This window comes from Pseudomonas sp. 300 (assembly GCF_055803035.1).
The window spans coordinates 437,155-460,408 of the sequence record NZ_JAVLRV010000002.1; the positions used below are offsets into that span (position 1 = coordinate 437,155).

Consider the following 23,254-nt stretch of genomic DNA (forward strand, 5'->3'; position numbering starts at 1 on the left):
AAACAAAACACCCTGCGAAAGCGTAGCCCTCGCAGGGTGTGGGGGTGACCATCTCATTAGCCCCGCCAGATCACTGACGGGGCCTTTTTTTGCATCAGGCGTTTGCCTTATTGAGCGTCTTGCGCCGGAGCCTTCTCACCGTGAGACAAGCTGTAGACGTAAGCGGCCAGCAGGTGAACCTTGTCGTTGCCTTGCAGCTGTTCCTGCGCAGGCATCTGGCCCTGACGGCCGTAACGGATGGTCTGCTGCAGTTGAGCGAAGCTCGAACCGTAGATGAACGCGCCAGGGTGGGTCAGGTCAGGTGCGCCCATTGCTGGCGTCCCTTTGCCGGCCGGACCGTGGCACGCTACGCAGTTGGCGGCGAACAGTTTCTGCCCGGCAACCGGGTCAGCCTTGGTGCCTTCCGGCAGCTTGCGGCCATCGAGGTTGGTCAGCACGAACGCGGCAACGTCCGCAACGCCTTGCTCGCCGATCACTTCAGCCCATGCCGGCATCACTGCGTGACGACCGCCCATGATGGTGGTCTTGATGGTTTCCGCTTCGCCGCCCCAGCGCCAATCGGCGTCGGTCAGGTTCGGGAAGCCATAGGCGCCCTTGGCGTCGGAGCCGTGGCAGACCGAGCAGTTGGAGGCGAACAAACGGCCACCCATCTTCAGGGCTTGCGGGTCCTTGGCGACTTCTTCGATCGGCATGGAAGCGAATTTGGCGAAGATCGGACCGAACTTGGCGTCCGACTTGGCCATTTCCTTTTCCCATTCGTGAACGCCGGTCCAGCCACTCTGGCCGTTGGCGAACGCGGTCTGCTTCTCGTTATCCAGGTAGTTGTAACCCGGCAGCAGGCCTTTCCAGTTACCCAGGCCCGGGTACAGCACCAGGTAACCGAGGGCGAAGATGATGGTGCCCACGAACAGCATGAACCACCATTTCGGCAGTGGGTTGTCGTACTCCTCGATCCCGTCGAAGGAGTGGCCAACCGTTTCTTCTGTTTGCTCGGCGCGCTGGCCCTTGCGGGTGGACAGCAGCAGCCAGGTCAGGGCGAAGATGGTGCCGAGACTGAGGACTGTGACGTACAGACTCCAGAACGTAGTCATTCTTTGTTACTCCTAGAAGCTTGCTCGACGTGCTTGATGGCTTCGGGATCATCCGCGAAAGGCAGCAAGGTCGCGTCTTCAAACTCCGACTTGCGCTTGGGGCTGAATACCCACAACGCCAGACCGATGAAGGCCACCATCACAACGACGGTGCCCAGGCCACGAATCATCCCGATATCCATCTAAATCACCGTTTGCTTTTGATGATGGTGCCCAGGCCTTGCAGATAGGCCACCAGCGCGTCCATTTCGGTTTTGCCCTTCACAGCATCCTTGGCGCCGGCGATGTCTTCGTCGGTGTAAGGGACGCCGAGCGTGCGCAAGACTTCCATTTTCTTGGCGGTGTCTTTGCCGTCGAGCTTGTTTTCCACGAGGAACGGGTAGGCCGGCATTTTCGACTCCGGCACTACGTTGCGCGGGTTGTACAAATGCGCACGCTGCCAGTCATCGGAGTAACGACCGCCGACACGGGCCAGGTCCGGACCGGTACGCTTGGAACCCCACAGGAACGGGTGGTCCCAGACGCTTTCACCGGCAACCGAGTAGTGGCCGTAACGTTCGGTTTCAGCACGGAACGGGCGGATCATCTGCGAGTGGCAGCTGACACAACCGTTGGCGATGTAGATGTCGCGTCCTTCCAGTTCAAGGGCGGTACGCGGCTTCATGCCTTCGACCGGCTTGTTGGTAACGTCCTGGAAAAACAGCGGAACGATCTGGGTCAGGCCGCCGATGCTGACGGCGATAACCATGAAGAAGGCCAGCAGGCCAATGTTCTTCTCGACTGCTTCATGCTTCATCAGTGAGCTCCAACTACAGCAATCTGTTCGGCGGCTTCAGCTTCGGCCGGGTTCGAGGCACGGACGGTACGCCATACGTTGTAGGCCATGAACAGCATGCCGCTGGCAAAGAACGCACCGCCCAGGGCGCGAACGATGAAACCAGGGTGGCTGGCTTGCAGCGCTTCGACGAACGAGTAGGTGAGGGTGCCGTCGTCGTTGATTGCACGCCACATCAGGCCCTGGGTGATGCCGTTGACCCACATCGAAGCGATGTACAGCACGGTACCGATGGTCGCGAGCCAGAAGTGCGCGTTGATCAGGCCGATGCTGTGCATCTGCGCACGACCGAACAGTTTCGGGATCATGTGGTAGATCGCGCCGATCGAGATCATCGCTACCCAGCCAAGAGCGCCGGCGTGTACGTGGCCGATGGTCCAGTCGGTGTAGTGCGACAGCGAGTTGACGGTCTTGATGGCCATCATCGGGCCTTCGAAGGTCGACATGCCGTAGAACGCCAGCGAGACCACGAGGAAGCGCAGGATCGGGTCGGTGCGCAGCTTATGCCAGGCGCCCGACAGGGTCATCATGCCGTTGATCATGCCGCCCCAGCTCGGCGCCAGCAGGATGATCGACATGGCCATGCCCAGCGACTGCGCCCAGTCCGGCAGCGCGGTGTAGTGCAGGTGGTGCGGACCGGCCCAGATGTACAGGGTGATCAGCGCCCAGAAGTGCACGATGGACAGGCGATAGGAGTAGATCGGACGCTCGGCCTGCTTCGGAACGAAGTAGTACATCATCCCGAGGAAGCCGGTGGTCAGGAAGAAACCTACGGCATTGTGGCCGTACCACCACTGGATCATCGCATCCGTTGCACCGGCGTAGGCCGAGTAGGACTTGAAGAAACTGACCGGCAGCGAGGCGTGGTTGACGATGTGCAGCATCGCCGTCACGACGATGAAGGCACCGTAGAACCAGTTGCCCACATAGATGTGCTTGGTCTTGCGCTTGGTGATGGTGCCGAAGAACACCAGACCGTAGGTGACCCAGACGATGGCCAGCAGAATAGCCAGCGGCCATTCCAGCTCAGCGTATTCCTTGGTGGTGGTGTAACCCAGCGGCAAGGTAACGATGGCGCCGACGATCACCGCTTGCCAACCCCAGAAGGTGAAGGCTGCGAGGCTGTCGGAAATCAGTCGCGTTTGGCAGGTTCGCTGCACGACGTAATAAGAAGTGGCAAACAGTGCACAACCACCGAAGGCGAAAATCACCAGGTTTGTGTGCAACGGGCGCAGGCGTCCAAAGCTCGTCCATGGCAGACCGAAGTTCAACTCCGGCCAGACCAGTTGCGAGGCGATGAAGACACCGAGCCCCATGCCAAGGATCCCCCAGACCACCGTCATGATGGCGAACTGGCGGACTACCTTATAGTTATAAGCAGTCGGACTGATTGCTGTGCTCATTCTAAGGTTCCACGGTTTGGGTGTTTTATTAGGAGTAAAAATCGGCCGCAAGTATGGAGAAAGCAGGGGGTCATTGCAACGCGCCATGACCTGGGTCAATGCTTTCAAAAGCTGATTCTGCGGCCTTTCCATGCGCCGCGTAAGGACAAAATCGCCCTCGGACAAAATGTCGCAGCGAACGAAAATGATGAGAGGGTCAGGTCAGATGTAACGGGGTGTGTTCAAACGCAGCGATCGGGTGACCGATGGCAATTGGCACGACAGCCGGTATCTACCAGCCTTTGCGGCTTGTCATCGAGCAGATTCGTCGAACACATCGGGTCGGGTCGACCTGGAACCGGCTCAAGCCAGTCCGCATCGGGGCAAGCTTAGACCCGAATCGGGTGGACCGAAAGGCGGACTATAGGAGGGTGCGACAATGGGTCGCAAAGGGGCAGGGAACTGCCGCATCCGGGGAAGAATGCGGCAGCAGAGCGGTCAAGAATTATTCGCTTTTGCCTTTAGCCTGCAAACGCTCTGTATTCAGACCGTGGGACAGGCTGTACACATAAGCGGCCAGCAGTTGCACCTTGTCGTTGCCGAGCAGTTCGTTCTGCGCCGGCATATGGCCCTGGCGGCCATGACGAATGGTTTGTTGCAGTTGCGCCAGGCTTGTACCGTAGATAAATCCGGCCGGTTGCGTCAGATTCGGCGCTCCCATGGCTTCAGTGCCCTGGCCGTTTGCCCCATGACAGGCTACGCAGGTGGTGCTGAACGCTTGCTGTCCGGCGTGCAGGTCGGCGGTGTCGCCCTCCGGCAATGGCAGGCCGGCCAGTTCATGGCGCACATACGCGGCGACGTTTTTCACGCCGGCATCACCCAGGATTTCACCCCAGGCCGGCATCGCCGCCATGCGCCCACCCATGATCGTGGTCTTGATCATCTCGGCGTCACCGCCCCAGCGCCAGTTGCTGTCGGCCAGGTTCGGGAAGCCGAAAGCGCCCTTGGCATCCGAGCCGTGGCACACCGAGCAGTTCGACGCGAACAGGCGGCCGCCCATTTTCAGCGCTTGCGGGTCCTTGGCCACTTCTTCCACGGGCATGGCGGCGAATTTGGCGAAGATAGGCCCGAACTTCGCATCGGCCTTGTTTATCTCCTTTTCCCATTCGTGGACGCCGGTCCAGCCGTCCTCGTAACCCGGCAGGACGCCTTTCCAGTTGCCCAGGCCCGGGTAAAGAATCAGATAACCCACGGCAAACACCAGTGTGCCGGCGAACAGCATGAACCACCACTGCGGCAGCGGATTGTCATACTCCTCGATGCCGTCGAAGCTGTGGCCCATGGTCTGGTCGACGCTGCCCTTGGTTTCGCCCTTGCGAGTGCCGATCAGCAGCCAGGTCAGGCCGATCAGGCTGCCGATGGTCAGTACGCAGATCCACGTACTCCAGAAAGTGGTCATGACCGGGTACTCCTTGTTTCAGGTTCTTGGGTGGCGTCGTCGGCCAGGGGTTCATCGGCGAACGGCAGCAAACGCGCTTCGGCGAACTCCGGATTGCGCTTGTTGTTGAACACCCACAACGTCAGGCCGACGAAGGCCACGAACACCACGACCGTGCCCAGGCCGCGGATCATTCCACTGCTCATCTCAATGACCATGGCTCACCTCTTGCTCTTGATGGCAGTGCCGAGCACTTGCAGGTAGGCGACCAATGCGTCCATTTCGGTCTTGCCCTTGAGCGATTCGACCGAGCCTGCGATGTCGGCATCGGTGTACGGCACGCCAAGCGTGCGCATTGCCTTGATCTTGGTTTCGGTGTGGCTGCTGTCGAGCTGATTGGCCACCAGCCATGGATAGGCCGGCATCTTCGATTCCGGCACCACGTTGCGCGGGTTGTACAAGTGCGCGCGGTGCCAGTCTTCAGAGTAACGGCCGCCGACCCGTGCCAGGTCCGGCCCGGTACGTTTCGAACCCCAGAGGAACGGGTGATCCCAGACGCTCTCACCGGCCACCGAGTAGTGCCCATAACGTTCGGTCTCGGCGCGGAACGGCCGGATCATCTGCGAGTGGCAGCCGACGCAGCCTTCGCGGATGTAAATGTCGCGACCTTCCAGTTGCAGCGCGGTGTAGGGCTTCATGCCTTCCACCGGTTTATTGGTCACGTCCTGGAAGAACAGCGGGACGATCTGCGTCAGACCGCCGATGCTCACGGCCAGGACCATCAGCAGCATCAGCAGGCCGACGTTTTTCTCGATTGTTTCGTGTTTCATGGCGGACTCCTCAGGCCATCTGCGCGGCAGCGGCGACTTCGGCAGGCTGCGAGGCCCGCACGGTGCGCCAGGTGTTGTAAGCCATCAGGAACATGCCGCTGAGGAAGATCGCACCGCCCACCAGTCGCACGACGAAGCCTGGGTGGCTGGCCACCAGGGTTTCGACGAAGGAGTAGGTCAGCGTGCCGTCTTCGTTGACTGCGCGCCACATGAGGCCCTGGGCGATGCCGTTGACCCACATCGACGCGATGTACAACACGGTGCCGATGGTGGCGAGCCAGAAGTGCGCGTTGATCAGGCCGATGCTGTGCATCTGCGGGCGACCGAAGATTTTCGGGATCATGTGGTACAGCGCGCCGATGGAAATCATTGCCACCCAGCCGAGTGCACCGGCGTGAACGTGGCCGATGGTCCAGTCGGTGTAGTGGGAGAGTGCGTTGACGGTCTTGATCGCCATCATCGGACCTTCGAAGGTCGACATGCCGTAGAACGCCAGGGAGACCACAAGGAAGCGCAGGATCGGGTCGCTGCGCAACTTATGCCAGGCGCCCGAGAGCGTCATCATCCCGTTGATCATGCCGCCCCAGCTTGGCGCCAGCAGGATCAGCGACATCACCATGCCCAACGACTGCGCCCAGTCCGGCAGCGCGGTGTAGTGCAAGTGGTGCGGACCGGCCCAGATGTACAGGGTGATCAATGCCCAGAAGTGCACGATCGACAGGCGATAGGAATACACCGGACGCTCGGCCTGTTTCGGCACGAAGTAGTACATCATCCCGAGGAAACCGGCGGTGAGGAAAAAGCCTACGGCGTTGTGCCCGTACCACCACTGAACCATGGCATCGGTCGCACCGGCGTACACCGAGTAGGACTTGGTGAAACTCACCGGCAGTTCAAGGTTGTTGACGATGTGCAGGATGGCCACGGTGATGATGAATGCACCGAAGAACCAGTTGCCGACGTAGATGTGCTTGGTCTTGCGCTTGGCCAATGTGCCGAAGAACACGATGGCGTAGGCGACCCAGACGATGGTGATCAGGATATCGATCGGCCATTCCAGTTCGGCGTATTCCTTGGAGCTGGTGTAACCCAGCGGCAGGCTGATAGCAGCCAGCAGAATCACTACTTGCCAGCCCCAGAAGCAGAACGCGGCGATTTTTGGTGCAAACAGTTGGGTCTGGCAGGTGCGCTGCACCGAATAGAACGAACTGGCGAACAGGGCGCAACCGCCGAAAGCGAAGATCACCGCGTTGGTGTGCAACGGGCGCAACCGGCCGAAACTGGTCCACGGCAAATTGAAGTTGAGTTCAGGCCAGACCAATTGGGCCGCGAGAAAAACCCCGAGCCCCATGCCGACGATGCCCCACACCACCGTCATAATGGCGAATTGGCGGACCACCTTGTAGTTGTAGGCGGTACTGATAGAAGTGTTCATGGTTCCCCATCCACGGTTCAGCCGAAGTGAAGGCCCGTCTTTGCGAGTAAGCCGCGCAAGGCAGACGCTCCCTTCGCCTGGAGTTATAGGCAGACTAAAAGCGAGGCAAGCATGGACAAAGAGCACAAGGCCAGTATTGACGGGGATCAATGGGCGCAGTGTGTGCGGGAATATGGATGGCTGTGGAACGAGGCCGCTTCGACGGTTTCGGTCGAGCCTGTCACGCTGATTCTTGCGCATGGCGCCGGGGCGCCGATGGACAGCGCCTGGATGAACGACATGGCTGCGCGCCTTGCTGCGCTTGGCGTCAACGTGTTGCGCTTTGAGTTTGCGTACATGGCGCAACGGCGTGTCGATGGCGGCAAACGTCCGCCGAACCCGGCGCCGAAACTGCTGGAATGCTGGCGCGAGGTGTATGCGGTGGTGCGACGCCATGTCACTGGGCGTGTGGCTATTGGCGGCAAGTCCATGGGCGGGCGGATGGCGAGCCTGTTAGCCGATGAGCTGGGGGTGGATGCGTTGGTGTGCCTGGGGTATCCGTTTTATGCGGTGGGTAAACCGCAGAAGCCGAGGGTCGAGCATTTGGCGGCGCTGAAGACCCGGACGTTGATTGTGCAGGGTGAGCGCGATGCGTTGGGTAATCGTGAGGCGGTTGAGGGTTATGCGTTGTCGCCGAGTATCGAGGTGTTCTGGTTGGTGGCGGGGGATCATGATTTGAAGCCGCTGAAGGCTTCAGGGTTTACCCATGAGCAGCATTTGGCTTCGGCGGCGGGCAAGGTTGCCGAATTCCTGCAGTGAGATGTGCGTCTTCAGTCAGAGCCTCATCGCGGGCAAGCCCGCTCCCACAGTGATAGGTGGTGTTGCTCGATTTTGAGATCACTGCATAACCCTGTGGGAGGGCTTGCCCGCCCAGGGGCCGGTCCAGCCAACGAATAACTATACTGCTCGCGAGCAAGCAAAGACTTGCCCCCCATAAAACCATGCCCGAGGTTTTTCATGCATCCCGCCATCCTCAATCTGCATCAGGTCGATCTCGAACCGCTGCCAGAAGCACTGGCGCCTTCCGGTGAAACTGCCGGCCGCTATCAGCAGCGGATGGCACGCGTCGGTCAGCGGCTGGGTGCGCAGAAACTCGGCTATCGCTTGTACGTGCTGGAACCGGGCATGCGCGGTAGCCCGTTTCACAGTCATCGGGTCAACGAGGAGATGTTTTACATCGTCGCGGGGGAAGGGGAGATTCGTCTCGGCGCCGAGCGTTTTCCTATCTGCGCCGGTGACGTGATTGCCTGCCCGCCAGGCGGTCCGGAAGCGGCGCACCAGATCATCAACACCAGCGACGCCGAACTGCGCTATTTGGCGGTCAGCACCCAGCAATCGCCGGAAATTTGCGAGTACCCGGACTCTGGCAAATACGCCGTGATGGACGACTTCAAGGTCGATGCCCAAGGCAATGCTTCAGGCTTCGTTGCCATCGCCAGACAGGCCGATGGCGTGGATTACTGGGACGGCGAGTAACAACTGGCACCACAAATCCAATGTGGGGCTTGCTCGCTCCCACATGTTGATGTGTTGTGCGGTTATTCGAGGCGTGCCAGGCGCTCTTCCAGCGCGGCAATCCGGGCCTCAAGTTCTTCGATGCGCTCCACGGACACACCGCTGCCGGCACCGCGCTCCGACGGATTTTGCCGTGCCGCCAGAATCGCTTCGATGTCCGCCGGATCACCCAGTGCGTGCATGTAGCGATCTTCACGTTGCCCGGCCTGACGCGGAATCAGCAACGCCAGACCGCGAGCAATCAGCCGTTCAAGTTGATGTACAACTTGTTCGGCATCTTCGAACTCATGCATGCGGCCGCTGCGGGTCAGCAGCTCGTTGACCGTCTGCGGGCCGCGCAGAAACAGCAGCCCCGTCAGAATGACCTGTGCCGGCACCAGTTCCAGTGCCTTGTCGACCTTGTGTTCCCAGCGGTCGGCGCGACTGCCCATCACCAGTTTGGTAAAGCCGCGACCTTCAAGGGCGCGCAGGCTCTGGCCGACCTGGCCCTGGGTGAGGTTCATTACCGGTTCGCGACTGGTTTTCTGGTTGCAGGCAATCACCAGGGCATTGAGGGTCAGCGGGTAGGTTTCCGGGCTGGTGGCCTGTTTTTCGATCAACGAACCCAGAATGCGGATTTCCGTGCTGTTGAGCCGCGGCTCGTCGAAGGTGGTCTCTTGCTCAGTGCTCATCACGCTTTTCCCTTTGCTGTCGAAGCATGCAGTCGAAGCCGCCTAGCCTAATCCTTGCTGGATAAAAGACAAGCCGCAGGAGCGTCGCGCATGGCTATAATCGGCCCACGTTTCCCTCCTGTCACAACACGAGACTGCCATGACCATTTCCCTGTATGACGCTTCCGTCCCGGTTTTCAAACAAATGCTCAATGCCCTGAGCGACGTTCTGAACAAGGCCGAAGCCCACGCTACAGCCAAGAACATCGATCCGAACGCTTTCCTGCAAGCCCGTCTGTACCCGGACATGTTCCCGCTGGTGCGTCAGGTGCAGATCGCGGTTGATTTCGCCAAAGGTGTTTCCTCGCGTCTGGCCGAGATCGAAGTGCCGAAATATGACGACACCGAAACCACCTTCGCCGAGCTGCAAGCGCTGATCGCCAAGGTTCTGGCCTACATCGGCGAGATCAAGCCCGAGCAGATCAACGGCAAGGAAGGTATCGAGATCATCACCCGTCAGGGCACGCCGAAAGAGAAGCGCTTCAGTGGCCAGGCTTACTTGCTGAGCTACGGCCTTCCGCAGTTCTTCTTCCACGTCACCACCGCTTACGCACTGCTGCGTCACAACGGTGTGGAAGTGGGCAAGCGCGATTACATGGGCGCGTTCTAACCCGCCCACGTACAAAAAAGCCCGCCAAGGTTGACGCCTTGGCGGGCTTTTTATTGGTCTTGTGGGGGCGAGCTTGCTCGCGAAGGCGGTGTGTCAGGTGGCTTAGGTTTTGATGGTGTACATATCCATTCCTGCGGTAATGGCGGCTATTGGTTCTGCTCTTACCGCGGGATACTTGGAAAAACGGAACGCCGCCCGACCCCAAGTAACCCAGCGCCCGCGTCCCTGACGTACGGTGCCTCGCTCCGTTCCTGCTCCATGGGCCCGCCGCCATCGGCCATCCGTGGCCGGGGGGGGGGCTAACCCGAGGTAATGCCGGACAACAATCCCCCTGTGGGAGCTAGCCTGCTAGCGATGGACGTCCAGACACCGCGTTCATTCAGACCGCACGCGTTATCGTTAACGCCCATCGCTAGCGGGCTAGCTCCCACAGGGGGAATGCGTACGCTTGAAGAGATAGGCCGGCCGGTTATCATGCCAAACGCTGAGCCTTCTCGTCCTCACCCAAGCAAGCCGCCGCCGTAAACAGCACATCAGTCGAAGAATTCAGCGCAGTCTCCGCCGAGTCCTGCAGCACGCCGATAATGAACCCGACCGCCACCACCTGCATGGCGATTTCGCTCGGAATGCCGAACAGGCTGCACGCCAGTGGAATCAGCAACAACGAACCGCCTGCCACACCCGAAGCGCCACAGGCACAGATCGCGGCGACCACGCTCAGCAGGATGGCGGTCGGAATGTCCACGGCGATGCCTAGCGTGTGCACGGCTGCCAGGGTCAGCACGGTGATGGTGATTGCCGCGCCCGCCATGTTGATGGTCGCGCCCAGCGGAATGGAAACCGAATAAGTGTCCTCGTGCAGCCCCAGACGCTTGCTCAGTTCCAGATTGACCGGAATGTTCGCTGCCGAGCTGCGGGTGAAAAACGCCGTAATGCCGCTTTCACGCAAGCACGTGATCACCAGCGGATACGGGTTGCGACGCAGCTTCCAGAACACGATCACCGGGTTCATCACCAGCGCCACAAACAGCATGCAACCCAGCAATACCGCCAGCAGATGCGCGTAGCCGATCAAGGCACCGAAACCGGAGGTGGCTAGGGTCGATGCCACCAGGCCGAAAATCCCCAGCGGCGCAAAACGGATCACCAGGCGCACAATCAGGGTCACGCCGTTGGACAAGTCGCCGAGGACTTCGCGCGTAGTGTCGCCGGCATGGCGAATGGCGATGCCCATACCGATGGCCCACGCCAGAATGCCGATGAAATTGGCATTCATCAGGGCGCTGACCGGGTTGTCGACCACGCTCAGCATCAGACTTTGCAACACTTCACTGATGCCGCCCGGCGCTGTCACCGCGACGTCGTGGGTGGACAGCACCAGGTTCGACGGGAACATCATGCTGGCCACGACCGCGACCACGGCCGCGGCAAATGTGCCCAGCAGGTACAGAAACAGAATCGGCCGGATGTGGGTTTCCTGGCCGTGCTTGTGGTTGGCGATCGACGCCATGACCAGCACGAACACCAGAATCGGCGCGACGGCTTTCAGCGCCGAGACGAACACTTTGCCGATAAACGCGGTGGACTTCGCCACCTCAGGCGCAACCAGCGCCAAGGCTATCCCGGCGAGCAGGCCGATAACGATTTGCGTAACCAGGCTCAAGCGTTTCAAACGTTGCAATAGCGAAGGGGATGAAGCAGTCATAAAACGGCATCTCTGATTTTATTAGGTGCGGAGGTGTCGCGACATCACGGCCATTAACGGGCGGATGAACAGGTGTACGAATCGCAGGGCGCGGACTTTATCACAGCGTCGGCTTGATCCTTCAGACCTGTGACGATCTGCCACCTGCCGGTTAAACGCGATGTGCAGGTTCGTGCAACCGTGTTTGGAAACACTCTGTTAAGATTGCCCATCCTCATTTTCATCTCTGCCAGTGGGCCTTCGGGCTATCGCTGGTGTTGTCGTTTTCTGGAGTTCTGCATGTTGTTGCCCATTCTTCTGTTGTCCGCCGCCGGCTTCACGGTGCTGACCACGGAATTCGTCATCGTCGGCCTGTTGCCGGCAATTGCCCGCGATCTCGAAGTCACCATCCCGCAGGCGGGTTTGCTGGTGACCTTGTTCGCCTTCACCGTCGCGGCGTTCGGGCCGTTCCTGACCGCGTACTTCGCCCGGTTCGAGCGGCGCAAGTTGTTCATCTCGGTGTTGATCATGTTCGGTCTGGCCAACACCCTCGCGGCGTTTGCGCCGAACATCTGGGTGATGGCCGTTGCGCGATTGATTCCCGCGCTCGGGCTGCCGGTGTTCTGGGCCCTGGCCAGTGAGACGGCGGTGGACATCGTCGGGCCGGACTACGCCGGACGCGCCATCGCCAAGATCGGTTTCGGCATCGTCTGCGCCACGGTGTTCGGCATTCCGGTCGGCACGTTGATTTCCGATGCATTCGGTTGGCGCAGTGCCTTCGGCATTCTCGCGGTGATCGCGTTCGCCAAGGCGTTGCTGCTGTTTATCTACTTGCCGAAAACCAATTTGCATCAGCACCAAGTGAGCTTCCGCTCGCAGTTCAAGATCCTGCGCAGCCCGCTGATGATTGGGCACGTGTTGCTGTCGATCCTGGTGTTCAGCGGCATGTTCACCGCTTACACCTATCTGGCCGACATCCTCGAGCGGCTGGCCGGTTTCAACGGCACGGTGGTGGGTTGGTGCCTGATGGGCTTCGGTGCGGTCGGTTTGATCGGCAATTCGCTGGGCGGTCGCGCGGTGGATCGTCATCCGCTGATCGCTTCGGTGACGTTCTGCGCCTTCATGATCGCCGGCATGGTGGCGCTGGTGCCGAACATCCATTCGCCGCTGGGCCTGGCGGCGGCGATGGGGATCTGGGGCGTGACGCAAGCGGCGCTGTTCCTGGTCAGCCATGTGCGTTTGATGAAGGCTGCGCCTGAAGCGCCAGCCTTTGCCGCATCGCTGAATATTGCCGGTGCCAACCTCGGGATCGGTTTGGGTGCGATGGTCGGCGGCCGGGTGATCGACAGCGTTGGCCTGGGTGGGCTTGGCTTTGCGGCGGCCGGTTTTATTCTGATCTCGATCCTGTTGGCCATGGCACTGATGACGTTCAAACCCCGCGAAGTCTGCGCCTGACCCTCACATCTCGGTGAACAGCTCGCGTCGGGCACCTTCGGTAATCGCAACAATGCCGGGGTGCTTGACCTTGCGTTCCACCGAAATGGCGTAGAACGATTCGGTCACAGCGTCGGTCTGGCCAATCAATTCCACGCCGTACTGACGTTTCACTTCATCGGCAATCACGCTCGGGCCGATGAAAATCCCGCTGCCGGATTGACCAAACGCCTGCATCAACGCGCTGTCGTCGAACTCGCCGACGATGCGCGGCTGAATCTGCTGCTCGGCAAACCAGCGCTGCAAGCGACTGCGCACCACGGTTTCCGGCCCCGGAATCAGCAACGGTGCGCCGTGCAGGCTGCGCGGAAAGTCCTGGCCGTACTGCGCCGCCAGTTCAGCGGTGGCGAAGAAACTGATCCCGCATTCCCCGAGTTTCTGGCTGTAGCCCTTGATGTCCAGGTGCGACGGCATTGGGCTGTCGGAGATCACCAGGTCCAGGCGTTGAATCGCCAGGTCGGCGAGCAAACGTTCGAGTTTGTCTTCGCGACAGGTAATGCGCAGCGGTTCGCTCAACTCCATGGTCGGCGCGATCAGGCGGTAGACGATGGATTTGGGCACCACATCAGCCACGCCAACCCGAAACAGAATCTGCTGTTCATTGGGTTGCGCCCGCAGCATCAATTCCAGTTCGCCGCCAAGCTGAAACATTTGCTCGGCGTAGGGCAGGGCCTGGCGCCCGGCTTCGGTGAGCTCCAGCTGTCGGCCGACCCGGCGAAACAACTCGATACCGTAGGTTTGTTCAAGCAGGGAAATCTGCCCGCTGATGGTTTGCGGTGTCAGGTTCAGTTGCTCGCAGGCGCGCACGATGCTGCCGGTCTTGGCCACGACCCAGAAGTAATGCAATTGTCGATAGTTGAGCATGGCGACCTACAGTTCGTAAAAGCCGAAGTATAACCGCTAAAAATACGAATTTTCCTGAAGTATTTGCCTCCCTAGAATGCCTCGCTATCAACGGGCCATCGTTTCGGCCCGTTCTGTTCTATCGAGGAATGCATCATGAAGCTTAAAACCACGGCATTGCTGATTGCGTCTTTACTGGTATTGGCCGGTTGCGACCAGGCCGAAAAAAGCGCTCAGCAACTGATGGGCAAGGCTGCCGAAACCGCCAAGCAGGCGATTGACGACACTCACAAAGCCGCCGAGCAAGCGATCAGCGATGCCACCGGCGGGCTGATCAGCAAGAAAGAATCATCGGGTGACGATAAAGAGAAAGCCGAATCGTCGTCCCAGGAAATCTAAACCGTCTTAAAACGAGTCAGGACTGACCCATGGAATACCTTTTAGAACTTGCTGCAAGCCCCACCGCCTGGGTCGCCCTGGCCACGCTGGTGGTGATGGAAATCGTGCTCGGCATCGATAACCTGATCTTCATCTCGATCCTGACCAACAAACTGCCGGAGCAGCATCGGCAGAAGGCTCGGCGCATCGGTATCGGCATGGCGCTGATCCTGCGACTGGCACTGCTGAGTACCATCGCGTTTATCGTCCAGTTGACGGCGCCGGTGATCGAGCTCCTCGGCCACGCGTTCTCCTGGAAGGACATGATCCTGATCGCCGGCGGCCTGTTCCTGTTGTGGAAGGCCACCACCGAGATCCACCACAGCATGGACCCGGCGCCGGAAGATCCGAAGTCGGCGACCTCGACCGTGACCCTGGGCTTCGCTGCCGCGATCGGTCAGATCCTGATGCTGGACATGGTGTTCTCCATCGACAGCATCATTACTGCGGTCGGCATGACCGAGCATTTGCCGATCATGATCATCGCGGTGGTGGTGTCGGTGCTGGTGATGTTGCTCGCGGCTGACCCGCTGGCCAAGTTCATCAACGACAACCCGACGGTGGTGATGCTGGCGCTGGGCTTCCTGATCATGATCGGCATGACGCTGATCGCCGAAGGCTTCGGCGCCCACGTACCGAAAGGCTACGTCTACGCAGCCATGGCGTTCTCGGCAACGATTGAAGGCTTGAACATGATGTCGCGACGGGCCAGGCAGAAGCGCATCGCCGCTGAAGCGTAACCTGAGCTGAAATGAAAACGGCCGCCTGCACTCGCGAGAGTTCAGGCGGCCGTTTTTGTTCGGGGCATTAAAAAGTGTCCGTCAGTGCACAGTGGCGTGACGTGCACTCGATTTATCGATTTTCACCACCCGAGCCGGCTGGACGGGGTGGTGATGGTGTCGGCGGGCAATTCGCAGGACTCCCCACAACATGGCGGTGGCAACAGCCAGCCAGCCGCAAATCAACATCACTATGGTCATTGTCAGGCTCATCAGTGCCTCCTCTTCGCCCTGCTGCGGGCATACACACGCGTTGCAAGTGACAGTCTAGTCGCTGCCATGTTGCAGGCTATTGACCAAAGGTCGTTAATGACCAACCCGTTCGCTCTATCGAAAGCAAACAACTGCCGCTAAAGGCTATACCGCTGTCGTGCGGCGTCCTATGATCAACGGCCAAGCCGGGAGCACGGACACCTGGCGTCTGAACAAGAGAGTTGATGATGGTGCGGGTATTTTCGCGAATTCGAACGGCAGCACTGATTGTTGGCTGTGTTGCGGGTATGGCAGGTTGCGCGGGCAGTGTGGCGCCGGAGGTCAAGCGTCTGCCGGAACGCGTGGAGCTCAGCGGTACGTTCTACCGCGGGCAAAGCTTTCAAAGCGGGCCTCAGGTGCTGGCCAGTCTGTTGGCCCAGCAGGGCATCGTGATTACCCCGGGGTTGCTTGAAAAACCCCTGCATTTGCCGGGCGCCGAAGCGCAATTGCAGCAGAACATGCAGAACCTCGCCCGCGAGTACGGCATGGTCGTTTACCCGCTCGAAAGGCATTTGCCTGCGCTGCTGACCCAGGTTGCCGCCGGTTACCCGGTGATGGTGCGCTTCACTGAAGGCTCGGCGTTCTGGGCAGAGCCACGCTACGCGATTCTTGCCGGGTACAACCGTAAGAAGCAGACCGTGCTGCTGCGTGCGGGAATGAATCGTCGGGAGTTGATGAGCTTCAGCTCGTTTGAATCGTCGCTCAAGGATGCCGGTGGTTGGGCGGTGCTGATCCAGAAGCCGGAGCAGATTCCGGCGAATGTTGATCAGTCGCGTTGGTTGAAAGCAGCGAACGACCTGGCGCAGGCCGGCCAGGAACAGGCAGCTGCCCGTGCGAAGAGGGCGCTGGGCGCTCAATAGTTTCCGTTCGTCATCTGCATTGCACTGCCGCGCGCGCTTGGCCTCTGAGGAATAAGGGCCCGGATTTTTCCGGGTCAGTTCCAAGGAGGCATTCATGACAAATCCCAAAGCACCCACCGGCCCGCACTCATCTGAGCATTCATCGGGCAACGACTTGGGGTTCGACCCCGACTCTCCGGACCTCGCCGACCCACAGGTCGACCCCGTCGGACCTGCCAGGGCACCCAAGGACGTAAAGCCGGGCGAGAATAACAAGGCCCCTGCGAAGCCTTACGACCCGCTGGCTAATCTGAAACCCTGACGTTCAGTGCGAGGTGTATATGTCTACCGATTCGAGTTTCGACGACAAACGTCCTGACAGTGTTCCCACCACTCCCGAAGATGACGTTGATCCGGTGATGGATCCGAACAGTCCGATGCGCGACCCGTTGGCCAGACCTGCGGTGGCACCGACCGAACATCCGCAGGGCAGGAGGGATCCGAGTGCCGGCGATGGCATTCCGGATGACGACCAGATGCCGCTGCCGAATGATTAACGCTGGACGAAAAAAAGCCCCGACTGATCGGGGCTTTTGCTACCTGCGTCGTTACTTCGAGGCTTCAACCACACCGCTCTGACGGTGCTTGAGGTTCTTTTCCGATTTGTACTGCAAGGCTACAGACGGAACGTTGGTGCCCTTGCCGGTTTCGACCCAATTGCGAATCCGGCTGGCATCGGCGAAGTGCGTGTACTTGCCGAACGCGTCGAGGATCACCAGCGCCACCGGACGATTACCCATGCTGGTCACCAGCACCAGGCAATGACCGGCCTCGTTGGTGAAGCCGGTTTTGGTCAGCTTGATGTCCCAGTTCGGCTTGCCGACCAGATGGTCGGTGTTACGGAAGCCGAGGCTGTAGTTGGGCTTGCGGAACGAGACGGTTTTTTCCTTGGTGGTGCTCAGCTCGGTCAAGATCGGATATTTGTGCGCAGCGACCAGCAATTTGCTCAGGTCGCGGGCGGTTGAGACGTTACGAGGGGAGAGGCCGGTCGGTTCGACGAAGTGGGTGCTGGTCATGCCCAGCGCCTTGGCCTTGGCGTTCATCGCGGCAATGAATGCGACATAGCCGCCCGGATAGTGGTGGGCCAGGCTTGCGGCGGCGCGGTTTTCCGAGGACATCAGGGCGATCAGCAACATTTCCCGGCGCGGCAATTCGCTTTTGAGTTTCACCCTGGAAAAGACGCCTTTCATTTCTGGCGTATCGCTGATGTTGATATTGATGTACTCGTCCATGTTCTGCCTGGCTTCGACCACCACAAGACCAGTCATCAATTTGCTGACGGAGGCGATAGGGACAACGACATCGGGGTTGCTGGCATAGATGACTTTGTTGGTCTGCATATCCAGCAGCAAAGAGCTGCCGGAAGCCAGCTTGAGTTGTTTCGTATCTCGAGGTGCCGCGGTGGTATCGGCAGCATTGACCGTTGGCGTGATGAACGTCCCTGTGATTGCAAAAAATAGGCTCAGGATGGAAAGACGGATTTTCACGCTGGCAGACTCATAAGGTTTGGATTTGCCGTTCTGTAACGGGCTGTTTCTTGAAAACCGACGCATTTTAGGAGTATGGCTGAAGAACTGTCGATGGTTGTTCAATCAACCGGTAAAAGTCCTTGAAACCCCCTACAAAACAGCGGGTTTCCGGCGAATGGTAGTGTTCATTCTCCGGGCAAAAAGAACCCCGCTCATGGCGGGGTTCTTTTGTTCATCGCTGATGCTCAAGCGTGAACTCAGCTGTGCAGCGTTTCTGCCGCGTACAGCGTGTTTTCCAGCAGGCAGGCGCGGGTCATCGGGCCGACGCCGCCCGGCACTGGAGTGATCCAGCCAGCGCGGGGCAGGGCGGTTTCGTAGATCACGTCGCCAACCAGTTTGCCGTCTTCCTGGCGGTTGATGCCGACGTCGATCACGATCGCGCCTTCCTTGATCCACTCACCCTTGACCAGGCCCGGCTTGCCTGCGGCAACCACCACCAGATCGGCACGACCGACGTGGCCCGCCAGATCCTTGGTGAAACGGTGGGCGACGGTCACGGTGCAACCGGCCAGCAGCAACTCCATCGCCATCGGGCGCCCGACAATGTTGGAGGCGCCGACGACCACGGCGTCCATCCCGTAGAGATCTGCCCCGGTGCTTTCCAGCAGGGTCATGATCCCTTTGGGCGTGCATGGGCGCAGCAGCGGAATGCGCTGGGCAAGACGACCGACGTTATAAGGGTGGAAACCGTCGACGTCTTTGTCCGGACGAATGCGTTCCAGCAATTTGGAAGCGTCCAGGTGTTCAGGCAACGGAAGCTGAAGCAGAACGCCGTCGATTGCCGGGTCGTCGTTAAGGCGATCGATCAGGTCGGTCAGTGCTTCTTGAGTGGTTTCGGAAGGCAGGTCGTAGGCTTGGGAAATAAAGCCGACCTCTTCACAGTCTTTACGCTTGTGCGAGACATAAACCTGAGAGGCGGGATCGCTGCCGACCAGGATCACCGCGAGGCCGGGAGTGCGCAGGCCTTGCTGGCGACGCTCGGTGACGCGTTTGGCGATCTGCTGGCGCAGGCTGGCGGCGATCGATTTGCCGTCGATTAGTTGTGCAGTCATTGCGCGTGATTAACCATCGAGAGGGGAAAAAAAGAGAACGCATTCTCGCATGTCATGAGGTGAGGGCAAAGGCGCTTGGTCTGCAAATTCCTCTAACCCCTTTAATTAAATGAATTTTTTTTAAAAAGGATTTGACGCCCTACGGGGGGCTCTATACTATTCGTCGCACTTGTCGGGCACAGCCTAGCACTGGTTAAGAAGGTCGAGTGGAATTACGATTCTGCAAGGCTGGAAAGCACTTAGTTTGTAGTCCTTCAAGGGTACAGATTAAAAAGGCGCCCGTAGCTCAGCTGGATAGAGCATCCGCCTTCTAAGCGGATGGTCGCAGGTTCGAGTCCTGCCGGGTGCGCCATTAGGCAGCTTTGGCACAAGTAGCGCGATATGGTGGGCGTAGCTCAGTTGGTAGAGCACGGGATTGTGACTCCCGTTGTCGTGGGTTCGATCCCCATCGTCCACCCCATATTTCGAAAGGCGCCAGATTTAACAGTCTGGCGCCTTTTTTGTTTTAGCGGTTTGAGTGTTCCGCGACTGCAGGTTCTGAGTCGCAGGCGCAGGGCGTTTCGTCGTATTTTTGTTTCTCGATGATGCCTTGCTGCCCGCTGGTCTTGCTCGCGAGATCGGCTGTCAGGGCGATGCCTGGCAACTGCTTCTATATATAGAAGGGTTGGCGCAGAGCCCTGGCATGATTGGCTGTATTTGCCACCGGGGCGAGATGCATTCGTGCATTCGCACCTATAAATTGCCTGCTGCGTTGTTGCCCGTTTTCAGTAGGGTGACTTCTTGAGTTTGACCTACTAGAATGCATGCCCTTGATTCTGGGGTCGGAAACGGCCGGCCAACGTCTGTGCAACGAGGAATATCCATGCAAGTTTCTGTTGAAAATACTTCTGCTCTCGAGCGCCGCATGAGCATCACCGTGCCTGCTGAGCGCATCGAGACTCAGGTCAACAAGCGTCTGCAGCAGACCGCCCAAAAGGCCAAGATCGCTGGTTTCCGTCCAGGCAAAGTGCCGATGAGCGAAATCAAGCGCCGTTTTGGTGCTGATGCACGTCAGGAAGCTGTCGGCGACGTCATCCAGTCCTCTTTCTACGAAGCGGTCGTTGAGCAAAAGCTGAACCCGGCTGGCGCTCCTTCGATCGAGCCGAAATCCCTGGAAGCTGGCAAAGACCTGGAATACGTCGCGATTTTCGAAGTGTTCCCTGAGTTCACCGTTGCCGGTTTCGAAGGCATCACCGTTGAGCGCCTGAGCGCTGACGTGGCTGACGCTGATCTGGACAAGATGCTGGACGTGCTGCGCAAGCAGAACACCCGTTTCGAAGTGGCCGATCGCACTGCTCAGAACGACGACCAACTGAACATCGATTTCGTCGGCAAGGTTGACGGTGAAGTGTTCGCTGGCGGTTCCGCCAAAGGCACTCAGCTGGTTCTGGGTTCCGGCCGCATGATCCCTGGTTTCGAAGACGGTCTGGTTGGCGCCAAGGCGGGTGAAGAGCGCGTTCTGAACCTGACCTTCCCAGAGGACTATCAGAACCTCGACCTGGCGGGCAAAACCGCTGAGTTCACCGTGACTGTGAACACTGTGTCCGAGCCTAAACTGCCAGAGCTGAACGAAGAATTCTTCGCTCAATTCGGCATCAAGGAAACCGGTCTGGAAGGCTTCCGCACCGAAGTTCGCAAGAACATGGAGCGCGAACTGCGTCAGGCGATCAAATCCAAGGTCAAGAATCAGGTAATGGACGGTCTGCTGGCCACCAACCCGATTGAAGTGCCAAAGGCTCTGCTGTCCAACGAAGTTGACCGTCTGCGTGTGCAGGCTGTTCAGCAGTTCGGCGGCAACATCAAGCCTGACCAACTGCCGGCCGAGCTGTTCGAAGAACAAGCCAAGCGTCGTGTTGTTCTGGGTCTGATCGTGGCTGAAGTGGTCAAGCAATTCGACCTCAAGCCTGACGAAGCCCGCGTTCGCGAAATGATCCAGGAAATGGCTTCGGCTTACCAAGAGCCTGAGCAGGTTGTGTCCTGGTACTACAAGAACGACCAGCAACTGAACGAAGTCCGTTCGGTTGTGCTGGAAGAGCAAGTTGTGGATACTGTTCTGCAGAAAGCTAGCGTGACCGACAAATCGGTCTCTTACGAAGAAGCGGTCAAGCCGGTAGAAGCTCCACAAGCCGACTGATCTTTCTTGCGGTAAGAAGCACACACCATAAGCCAGCCTTCGTGCTGGCTTATGCGTATTCAAGACATAACTATTTGGGAGTGACTGCAGAGCATGTTCCGTAATTCGTATATTCAGCAGAACTCTGATATCCAGGCCGCAGGCGGCCTGGTCCCGATGGTTGTCGAGCAATCTGCTCGTGGCGAGCGCGCCTATGACATCTACTCGCGTCTTCTCAAGGAGCGAGTGATCTTTCTGGTTGGTCCGGTAGAGGACTACATGGCCAACCTGATTTGTGCGCAACTGCTGTTCCTTGAAGCGGAAAACCCGGACAAGGACATCCATCTCTATATCAACTCCCCGGGCGGTTCGGTGACGGCGGGCATGTCGATCTACGACACCATGCAGTTCATCAAGCCAAACGTGTCGACCACGTGTATCGGTCAGGCGTGCAGCATGGGCGCATTCCTGCTGACCGCCGGTGCTCCTGGCAAGCGTTACTGCCTGCCGAACTCACGCGTGATGATTCACCAGCCACTGGGCGGTTTCCAGGGGCAGGCGTCGGATATCGAAATCCATGCCAAGGAAATCCTCTTCATTCGTGAGCGTCTCAACACGCTGATGGCCAAGCATAGCGGGCACACGCTTGAAGAGATCGAACGTGATACCAACCGCGATAACTTCATGAGTGCAGAAGCCGCGCGTGAGTACGGGTTGATCGATGAAGTGATCTCCCAGCGCCCCGCTTAAAATAAGCAGCTCAAAATAAGGTGGGTCGGCTGGTCCGATCACTTGCGGGCTTGAAAAAGCCCGCAATAGCCTTCATCTTGTGTTGCAAGCCTATCGGATTTGGATCGAACGAATGACTGACACCCGCAACGGCGAGGACAACGGCAAGCTGCTCTATTGCTCCTTCTGTGGCAAAAGCCAGCATGAAGTGCGCAAATTGATTGCCGGCCCCTCGGTCTTTATCTGCGACGAGTGCGTCGACCTGTGCAATGACATCATCCGTGAGGAGGTGCAGGAAGCCCAGGCCGAAAGCAGCGCGCATAAATTGCCTTCGCCTAAAGAAATCAGCGGCATCCTTGATCAGTACGTGATTGGTCAGGAGCGTGCGAAAAAGGTTCTGGCCGTAGCGGTGTATAACCACTACAAACGCCTGAACCAGCGCGACAAAAAGAATGACGATGTCGAACTCGGCAAGAGCAACATCTTGCTGATCGGCCCGACAGGCTCGGGTAAAACCCTGCTTGCCGAAACCTTGGCTCGCTTGCTGAACGTTCCGTTCACCATCGCCGACGCAACCACCCTCACCGAGGCGGGTTACGTGGGTGAAGATGTCGAGAACATCATTCAGAAGCTGCTGCAGAAGTGCGATTACGACGTAGAAAAAGCCCAGATGGGCATTGTCTACATCGATGAGATCGACAAGATCTCGCGCAAGTCTGACAACCCGTCGATTACCCGAGACGTTTCCGGTGAAGGCGTACAGCAGGCCCTGCTCAAGTTGATCGAAGGCACGGTCGCTTCCGTTCCGCCTCAAGGTGGTCGCAAGCATCCGCAGCAGGAATTCCTTCAGGTCGACACCCGTAACATCCTGTTCATCTGCGGCGGTGCATTCTCCGGTCTGGAAAAGGTTATTCAAAACCGTTCCACCAAGGGCGGCATTGGTTTCAACGCAGAAGTGCGCAGCAAGGAAGAAGGCAAGAAGGTCGGTGAATCCCTGCGTGAAGTCGAGCCTGACGATTTGGTCAAGTTCGGTCTGATCCCGGAGTTCGTCGGTCGTCTGCCGGTCCTCGCCACGCTGGACGAGCTTGATGAAGCTGCATTGATGCAGATCCTCACCGAGCCGAAAAATGCTCTGACCAAACAGTATGCCAAGCTGTTCGAGATGGAAGGCGTGGACCTGGAATTCCGGGCCGACGCACTGAAATCGGTCGCCAAACGTGCCCTGGAACGCAAGACCGGTGCCCGTGGACTGCGCTCGATTCTCGAAGGCGTATTGCTCGACACTATGTACGAGATCCCCTCGCAGTCCGAGGTGAGTAAAGTAGTGATCGATGAAAGCGTTATAGAAGGCAAGTCCAAGCCACTGTATATCTACGAAAACAGTGAGCCGGCTGCCAAGGCTGCGCCAGACGCTTAAGCGTCACGCAGCTGGAATAAAGAAGGGGCCTTCGGGCCCCTTTGCTATTGTGGGAGCTGGCTTGCCAGCGAAGGCGGCCTGACCGTCGACCCGATTTTCGG

General features: G+C 58.7%; 25 protein-coding genes, 2 tRNA genes and 1 pseudogene. 14 read left to right on the forward strand and 14 right to left on the reverse strand.

Annotation, left to right across the window (positions count from 1 at the left end):
• Positions 1 to 107 precede the first annotated feature (107 nt).
• The 8 genes from ccoP (Q7W83_RS08165) to ccoN (Q7W83_RS08200) all read right to left on the reverse strand — a co-directional run bounded on the left by ccoP (Q7W83_RS08165) (position 108) and on the right by ccoN (Q7W83_RS08200) (position 7,011).
• The gene (ccoP, locus tag Q7W83_RS08165) at positions 108 to 1,091 is read right to left on the reverse strand and encodes a cytochrome-c oxidase, cbb3-type subunit III (protein WP_150632532.1); all 984 of its coding nucleotides are present in this window, start codon (positions 1,089 to 1,091) and stop codon (positions 108 to 110) included.
• Positions 1,088 to 1,273, reverse strand: a complete 186-nt coding sequence (locus Q7W83_RS08170; protein WP_003175465.1) for a CcoQ/FixQ family Cbb3-type cytochrome c oxidase assembly chaperone — start codon at positions 1,271 to 1,273, stop codon at positions 1,088 to 1,090. The genes ccoP (Q7W83_RS08165) and Q7W83_RS08170 overlap by 4 nt, the downstream gene beginning before the upstream one ends.
• Before the next feature lie 5 nt (positions 1,274 to 1,278).
• Positions 1,279 to 1,887 (reverse strand): cytochrome-c oxidase, cbb3-type subunit II, encoded by a 609-nt coding sequence (gene ccoO, locus Q7W83_RS08175; RefSeq protein ID WP_008028530.1) that lies wholly within the window; start codon positions 1,885 to 1,887, stop codon positions 1,279 to 1,281.
• Positions 1,887 to 3,329, reverse strand: a complete 1,443-nt coding sequence (gene ccoN, locus Q7W83_RS08180; protein WP_150632533.1) for a cytochrome-c oxidase, cbb3-type subunit I — start codon at positions 3,327 to 3,329, stop codon at positions 1,887 to 1,889. The genes ccoO (Q7W83_RS08175) and ccoN (Q7W83_RS08180) overlap by 1 nt, the downstream gene beginning before the upstream one ends.
• 484 nt (positions 3,330 to 3,813) lie before the next feature.
• Positions 3,814 to 4,767, reverse strand: a complete 954-nt coding sequence (ccoP, locus tag Q7W83_RS08185; RefSeq protein WP_150632534.1) for a cytochrome-c oxidase, cbb3-type subunit III — start codon at positions 4,765 to 4,767, stop codon at positions 3,814 to 3,816.
• Positions 4,764 to 4,964: a cbb3-type cytochrome oxidase subunit 3 gene (locus Q7W83_RS08190; protein ID WP_150632535.1), complete on the reverse strand. Its 201-nt coding sequence runs from the start codon at positions 4,962 to 4,964 to the stop codon at positions 4,764 to 4,766. The genes ccoP (Q7W83_RS08185) and Q7W83_RS08190 overlap by 4 nt, the downstream gene beginning before the upstream one ends.
• A gap of 3 nt (positions 4,965 to 4,967) precedes the next feature.
• Complete coding sequence (ccoO, locus tag Q7W83_RS08195; protein WP_008028522.1) at positions 4,968 to 5,576, reverse strand: cytochrome-c oxidase, cbb3-type subunit II; 609 nt, start codon at positions 5,574 to 5,576, stop codon at positions 4,968 to 4,970.
• A gap of 10 nt (positions 5,577 to 5,586) precedes the next feature.
• Positions 5,587 to 7,011, reverse strand: a complete 1,425-nt coding sequence (ccoN, locus tag Q7W83_RS08200) for a cytochrome-c oxidase, cbb3-type subunit I (protein WP_150632536.1) — start codon at positions 7,009 to 7,011, stop codon at positions 5,587 to 5,589.
• A gap of 111 nt (positions 7,012 to 7,122) precedes the next feature.
• On the opposite strand from ccoN (Q7W83_RS08200), the gene Q7W83_RS08205 reads away from it, so the two are divergent.
• Complete coding sequence (locus Q7W83_RS08205; RefSeq protein WP_150637935.1) at positions 7,123 to 7,809, forward strand: alpha/beta family hydrolase; 687 nt, start codon at positions 7,123 to 7,125, stop codon at positions 7,807 to 7,809.
• A gap of 198 nt (positions 7,810 to 8,007) precedes the next feature.
• Positions 8,008 to 8,526, forward strand: coding sequence for a cupin domain-containing protein (locus Q7W83_RS08210; RefSeq protein ID WP_473655889.1), 519 nt, complete (start codon positions 8,008 to 8,010; stop codon positions 8,524 to 8,526).
• Positions 8,527 to 8,588: 62 nt separating this feature from the next.
• Here Q7W83_RS08210 and Q7W83_RS08215 read toward each other — a convergent pair whose 3' ends face one another.
• Complete coding sequence (locus Q7W83_RS08215; protein ID WP_150632539.1) at positions 8,589 to 9,236, reverse strand: YceH family protein; 648 nt, start codon at positions 9,234 to 9,236, stop codon at positions 8,589 to 8,591.
• Positions 9,237 to 9,375: 139 nt separating this feature from the next.
• On the opposite strand from Q7W83_RS08215, the gene Q7W83_RS08220 reads away from it, so the two are divergent.
• On the forward strand, positions 9,376 to 9,885 hold the full coding sequence (locus Q7W83_RS08220) for a DUF1993 domain-containing protein (RefSeq protein WP_150632540.1): 510 nt from the start codon (positions 9,376 to 9,378) through the stop codon (positions 9,883 to 9,885).
• 472 nt (positions 9,886 to 10,357) lie between these two features.
• Here Q7W83_RS08220 and sstT read toward each other — a convergent pair whose 3' ends face one another.
• Complete coding sequence (gene sstT, locus Q7W83_RS08225) at positions 10,358 to 11,590, reverse strand: serine/threonine transporter SstT (protein WP_473655890.1); 1,233 nt, start codon at positions 11,588 to 11,590, stop codon at positions 10,358 to 10,360.
• A gap of 279 nt (positions 11,591 to 11,869) precedes the next feature.
• Here sstT and Q7W83_RS08230 point away from each other — a divergent pair, with 279 nt between their 5' ends.
• Positions 11,870 to 13,024 carry an MFS transporter gene (locus Q7W83_RS08230; RefSeq protein ID WP_150640088.1) on the forward strand — a complete coding sequence of 385 codons (1,155 nt, stop codon included), beginning with the start codon at positions 11,870 to 11,872 and terminating at the stop codon, positions 13,022 to 13,024.
• Between the two features lie 3 nt (positions 13,025 to 13,027).
• On the opposite strand, the gene nhaR is transcribed toward Q7W83_RS08230, so the two are convergent.
• The gene (gene nhaR / locus Q7W83_RS08235) at positions 13,028 to 13,927 is read right to left on the reverse strand and encodes a transcriptional activator NhaR (protein ID WP_150632543.1); all 900 of its coding nucleotides are present in this window, start codon (positions 13,925 to 13,927) and stop codon (positions 13,028 to 13,030) included.
• A 135-nt stretch (positions 13,928 to 14,062) separates the two neighbouring features.
• On the opposite strand from nhaR, the gene Q7W83_RS08240 reads away from it, so the two are divergent.
• Both Q7W83_RS08240 and Q7W83_RS08245 read left to right on the forward strand, forming a co-directional pair.
• Positions 14,063 to 14,305, forward strand: a complete 243-nt coding sequence (locus Q7W83_RS08240) for a hypothetical protein (RefSeq protein ID WP_150632544.1) — start codon at positions 14,063 to 14,065, stop codon at positions 14,303 to 14,305.
• A gap of 29 nt (positions 14,306 to 14,334) precedes the next feature.
• Positions 14,335 to 15,084 (forward strand): TerC family protein, encoded by a 750-nt coding sequence (locus Q7W83_RS08245; RefSeq protein ID WP_150632545.1) that lies wholly within the window; start codon positions 14,335 to 14,337, stop codon positions 15,082 to 15,084.
• Positions 15,085 to 15,165: 81 nt separating this feature from the next.
• Here the strand turns inward: Q7W83_RS08245 and Q7W83_RS08250 are convergent, their stop codons facing one another.
• The gene (locus Q7W83_RS08250) at positions 15,166 to 15,336 is read right to left on the reverse strand and encodes a hypothetical protein (protein ID WP_191623711.1); all 171 of its coding nucleotides are present in this window, start codon (positions 15,334 to 15,336) and stop codon (positions 15,166 to 15,168) included.
• Positions 15,337 to 15,505: 169 nt separating this feature from the next.
• On the opposite strand from Q7W83_RS08250, the pseudogene Q7W83_RS08255 reads away from it, so the two are divergent.
• The 3 genes and pseudogenes from Q7W83_RS08255 to Q7W83_RS08265 all read left to right on the forward strand — a co-directional run bounded on the left by Q7W83_RS08255 (position 15,506) and on the right by Q7W83_RS08265 (position 16,771).
• Positions 15,506 to 16,235, forward strand: a pseudogene (locus Q7W83_RS08255) (cysteine peptidase family C39 domain-containing protein).
• Between the two features lie 94 nt (positions 16,236 to 16,329).
• Positions 16,330 to 16,536 (forward strand): DUF6021 family protein, encoded by a 207-nt coding sequence (locus Q7W83_RS08260; RefSeq protein WP_150632546.1) that lies wholly within the window; start codon positions 16,330 to 16,332, stop codon positions 16,534 to 16,536.
• 19 nt (positions 16,537 to 16,555) lie between these two features.
• Positions 16,556 to 16,771 carry a hypothetical protein gene (locus tag Q7W83_RS08265; RefSeq protein WP_473655891.1) on the forward strand — a complete coding sequence of 72 codons (216 nt, stop codon included), beginning with the start codon at positions 16,556 to 16,558 and terminating at the stop codon, positions 16,769 to 16,771.
• 51 nt (positions 16,772 to 16,822) lie between these two features.
• Here the strand turns inward: Q7W83_RS08265 and pbpG are convergent, their stop codons facing one another.
• Together pbpG and folD are read right to left on the reverse strand one after the other, a co-directional pair.
• Positions 16,823 to 17,761 (reverse strand): D-alanyl-D-alanine endopeptidase, encoded by a 939-nt coding sequence (gene pbpG, locus Q7W83_RS08270; RefSeq protein WP_150632548.1) that lies wholly within the window; start codon positions 17,759 to 17,761, stop codon positions 16,823 to 16,825.
• 239 nt (positions 17,762 to 18,000) lie between these two features.
• Positions 18,001 to 18,855 carry a bifunctional methylenetetrahydrofolate dehydrogenase/methenyltetrahydrofolate cyclohydrolase FolD gene (gene folD, locus Q7W83_RS08275; RefSeq protein WP_150632549.1) on the reverse strand — a complete coding sequence of 285 codons (855 nt, stop codon included), beginning with the start codon at positions 18,853 to 18,855 and terminating at the stop codon, positions 18,001 to 18,003.
• Positions 18,856 to 19,130: 275 nt separating this feature from the next.
• Between folD and Q7W83_RS08280 the strand changes: the two genes are divergently transcribed.
• From Q7W83_RS08280 to clpX, 5 genes are all read left to right on the forward strand, one after another.
• A tRNA-Arg gene (locus tag Q7W83_RS08280) sits at positions 19,131 to 19,207 on the forward strand.
• Positions 19,208 to 19,239: 32 nt separating this feature from the next.
• A tRNA-His gene (locus Q7W83_RS08285) sits at positions 19,240 to 19,315 on the forward strand.
• A 402-nt stretch (positions 19,316 to 19,717) separates the two neighbouring features.
• Entirely contained in the window at positions 19,718 to 21,028 is a 1,311-nt protein-coding gene (gene tig / locus Q7W83_RS08290; protein WP_150632551.1) for a trigger factor, read from the forward strand.
• A gap of 93 nt (positions 21,029 to 21,121) precedes the next feature.
• Positions 21,122 to 21,757, forward strand: a complete 636-nt coding sequence (clpP, locus tag Q7W83_RS08295) for an ATP-dependent Clp endopeptidase proteolytic subunit ClpP (protein ID WP_046047575.1) — start codon at positions 21,122 to 21,124, stop codon at positions 21,755 to 21,757.
• Between the two features lie 112 nt (positions 21,758 to 21,869).
• Complete coding sequence (clpX, locus tag Q7W83_RS08300) at positions 21,870 to 23,153, forward strand: ATP-dependent Clp protease ATP-binding subunit ClpX (protein ID WP_007946893.1); 1,284 nt, start codon at positions 21,870 to 21,872, stop codon at positions 23,151 to 23,153.
• The last annotated feature ends 101 nt before the right edge of the window (positions 23,154 to 23,254 follow it).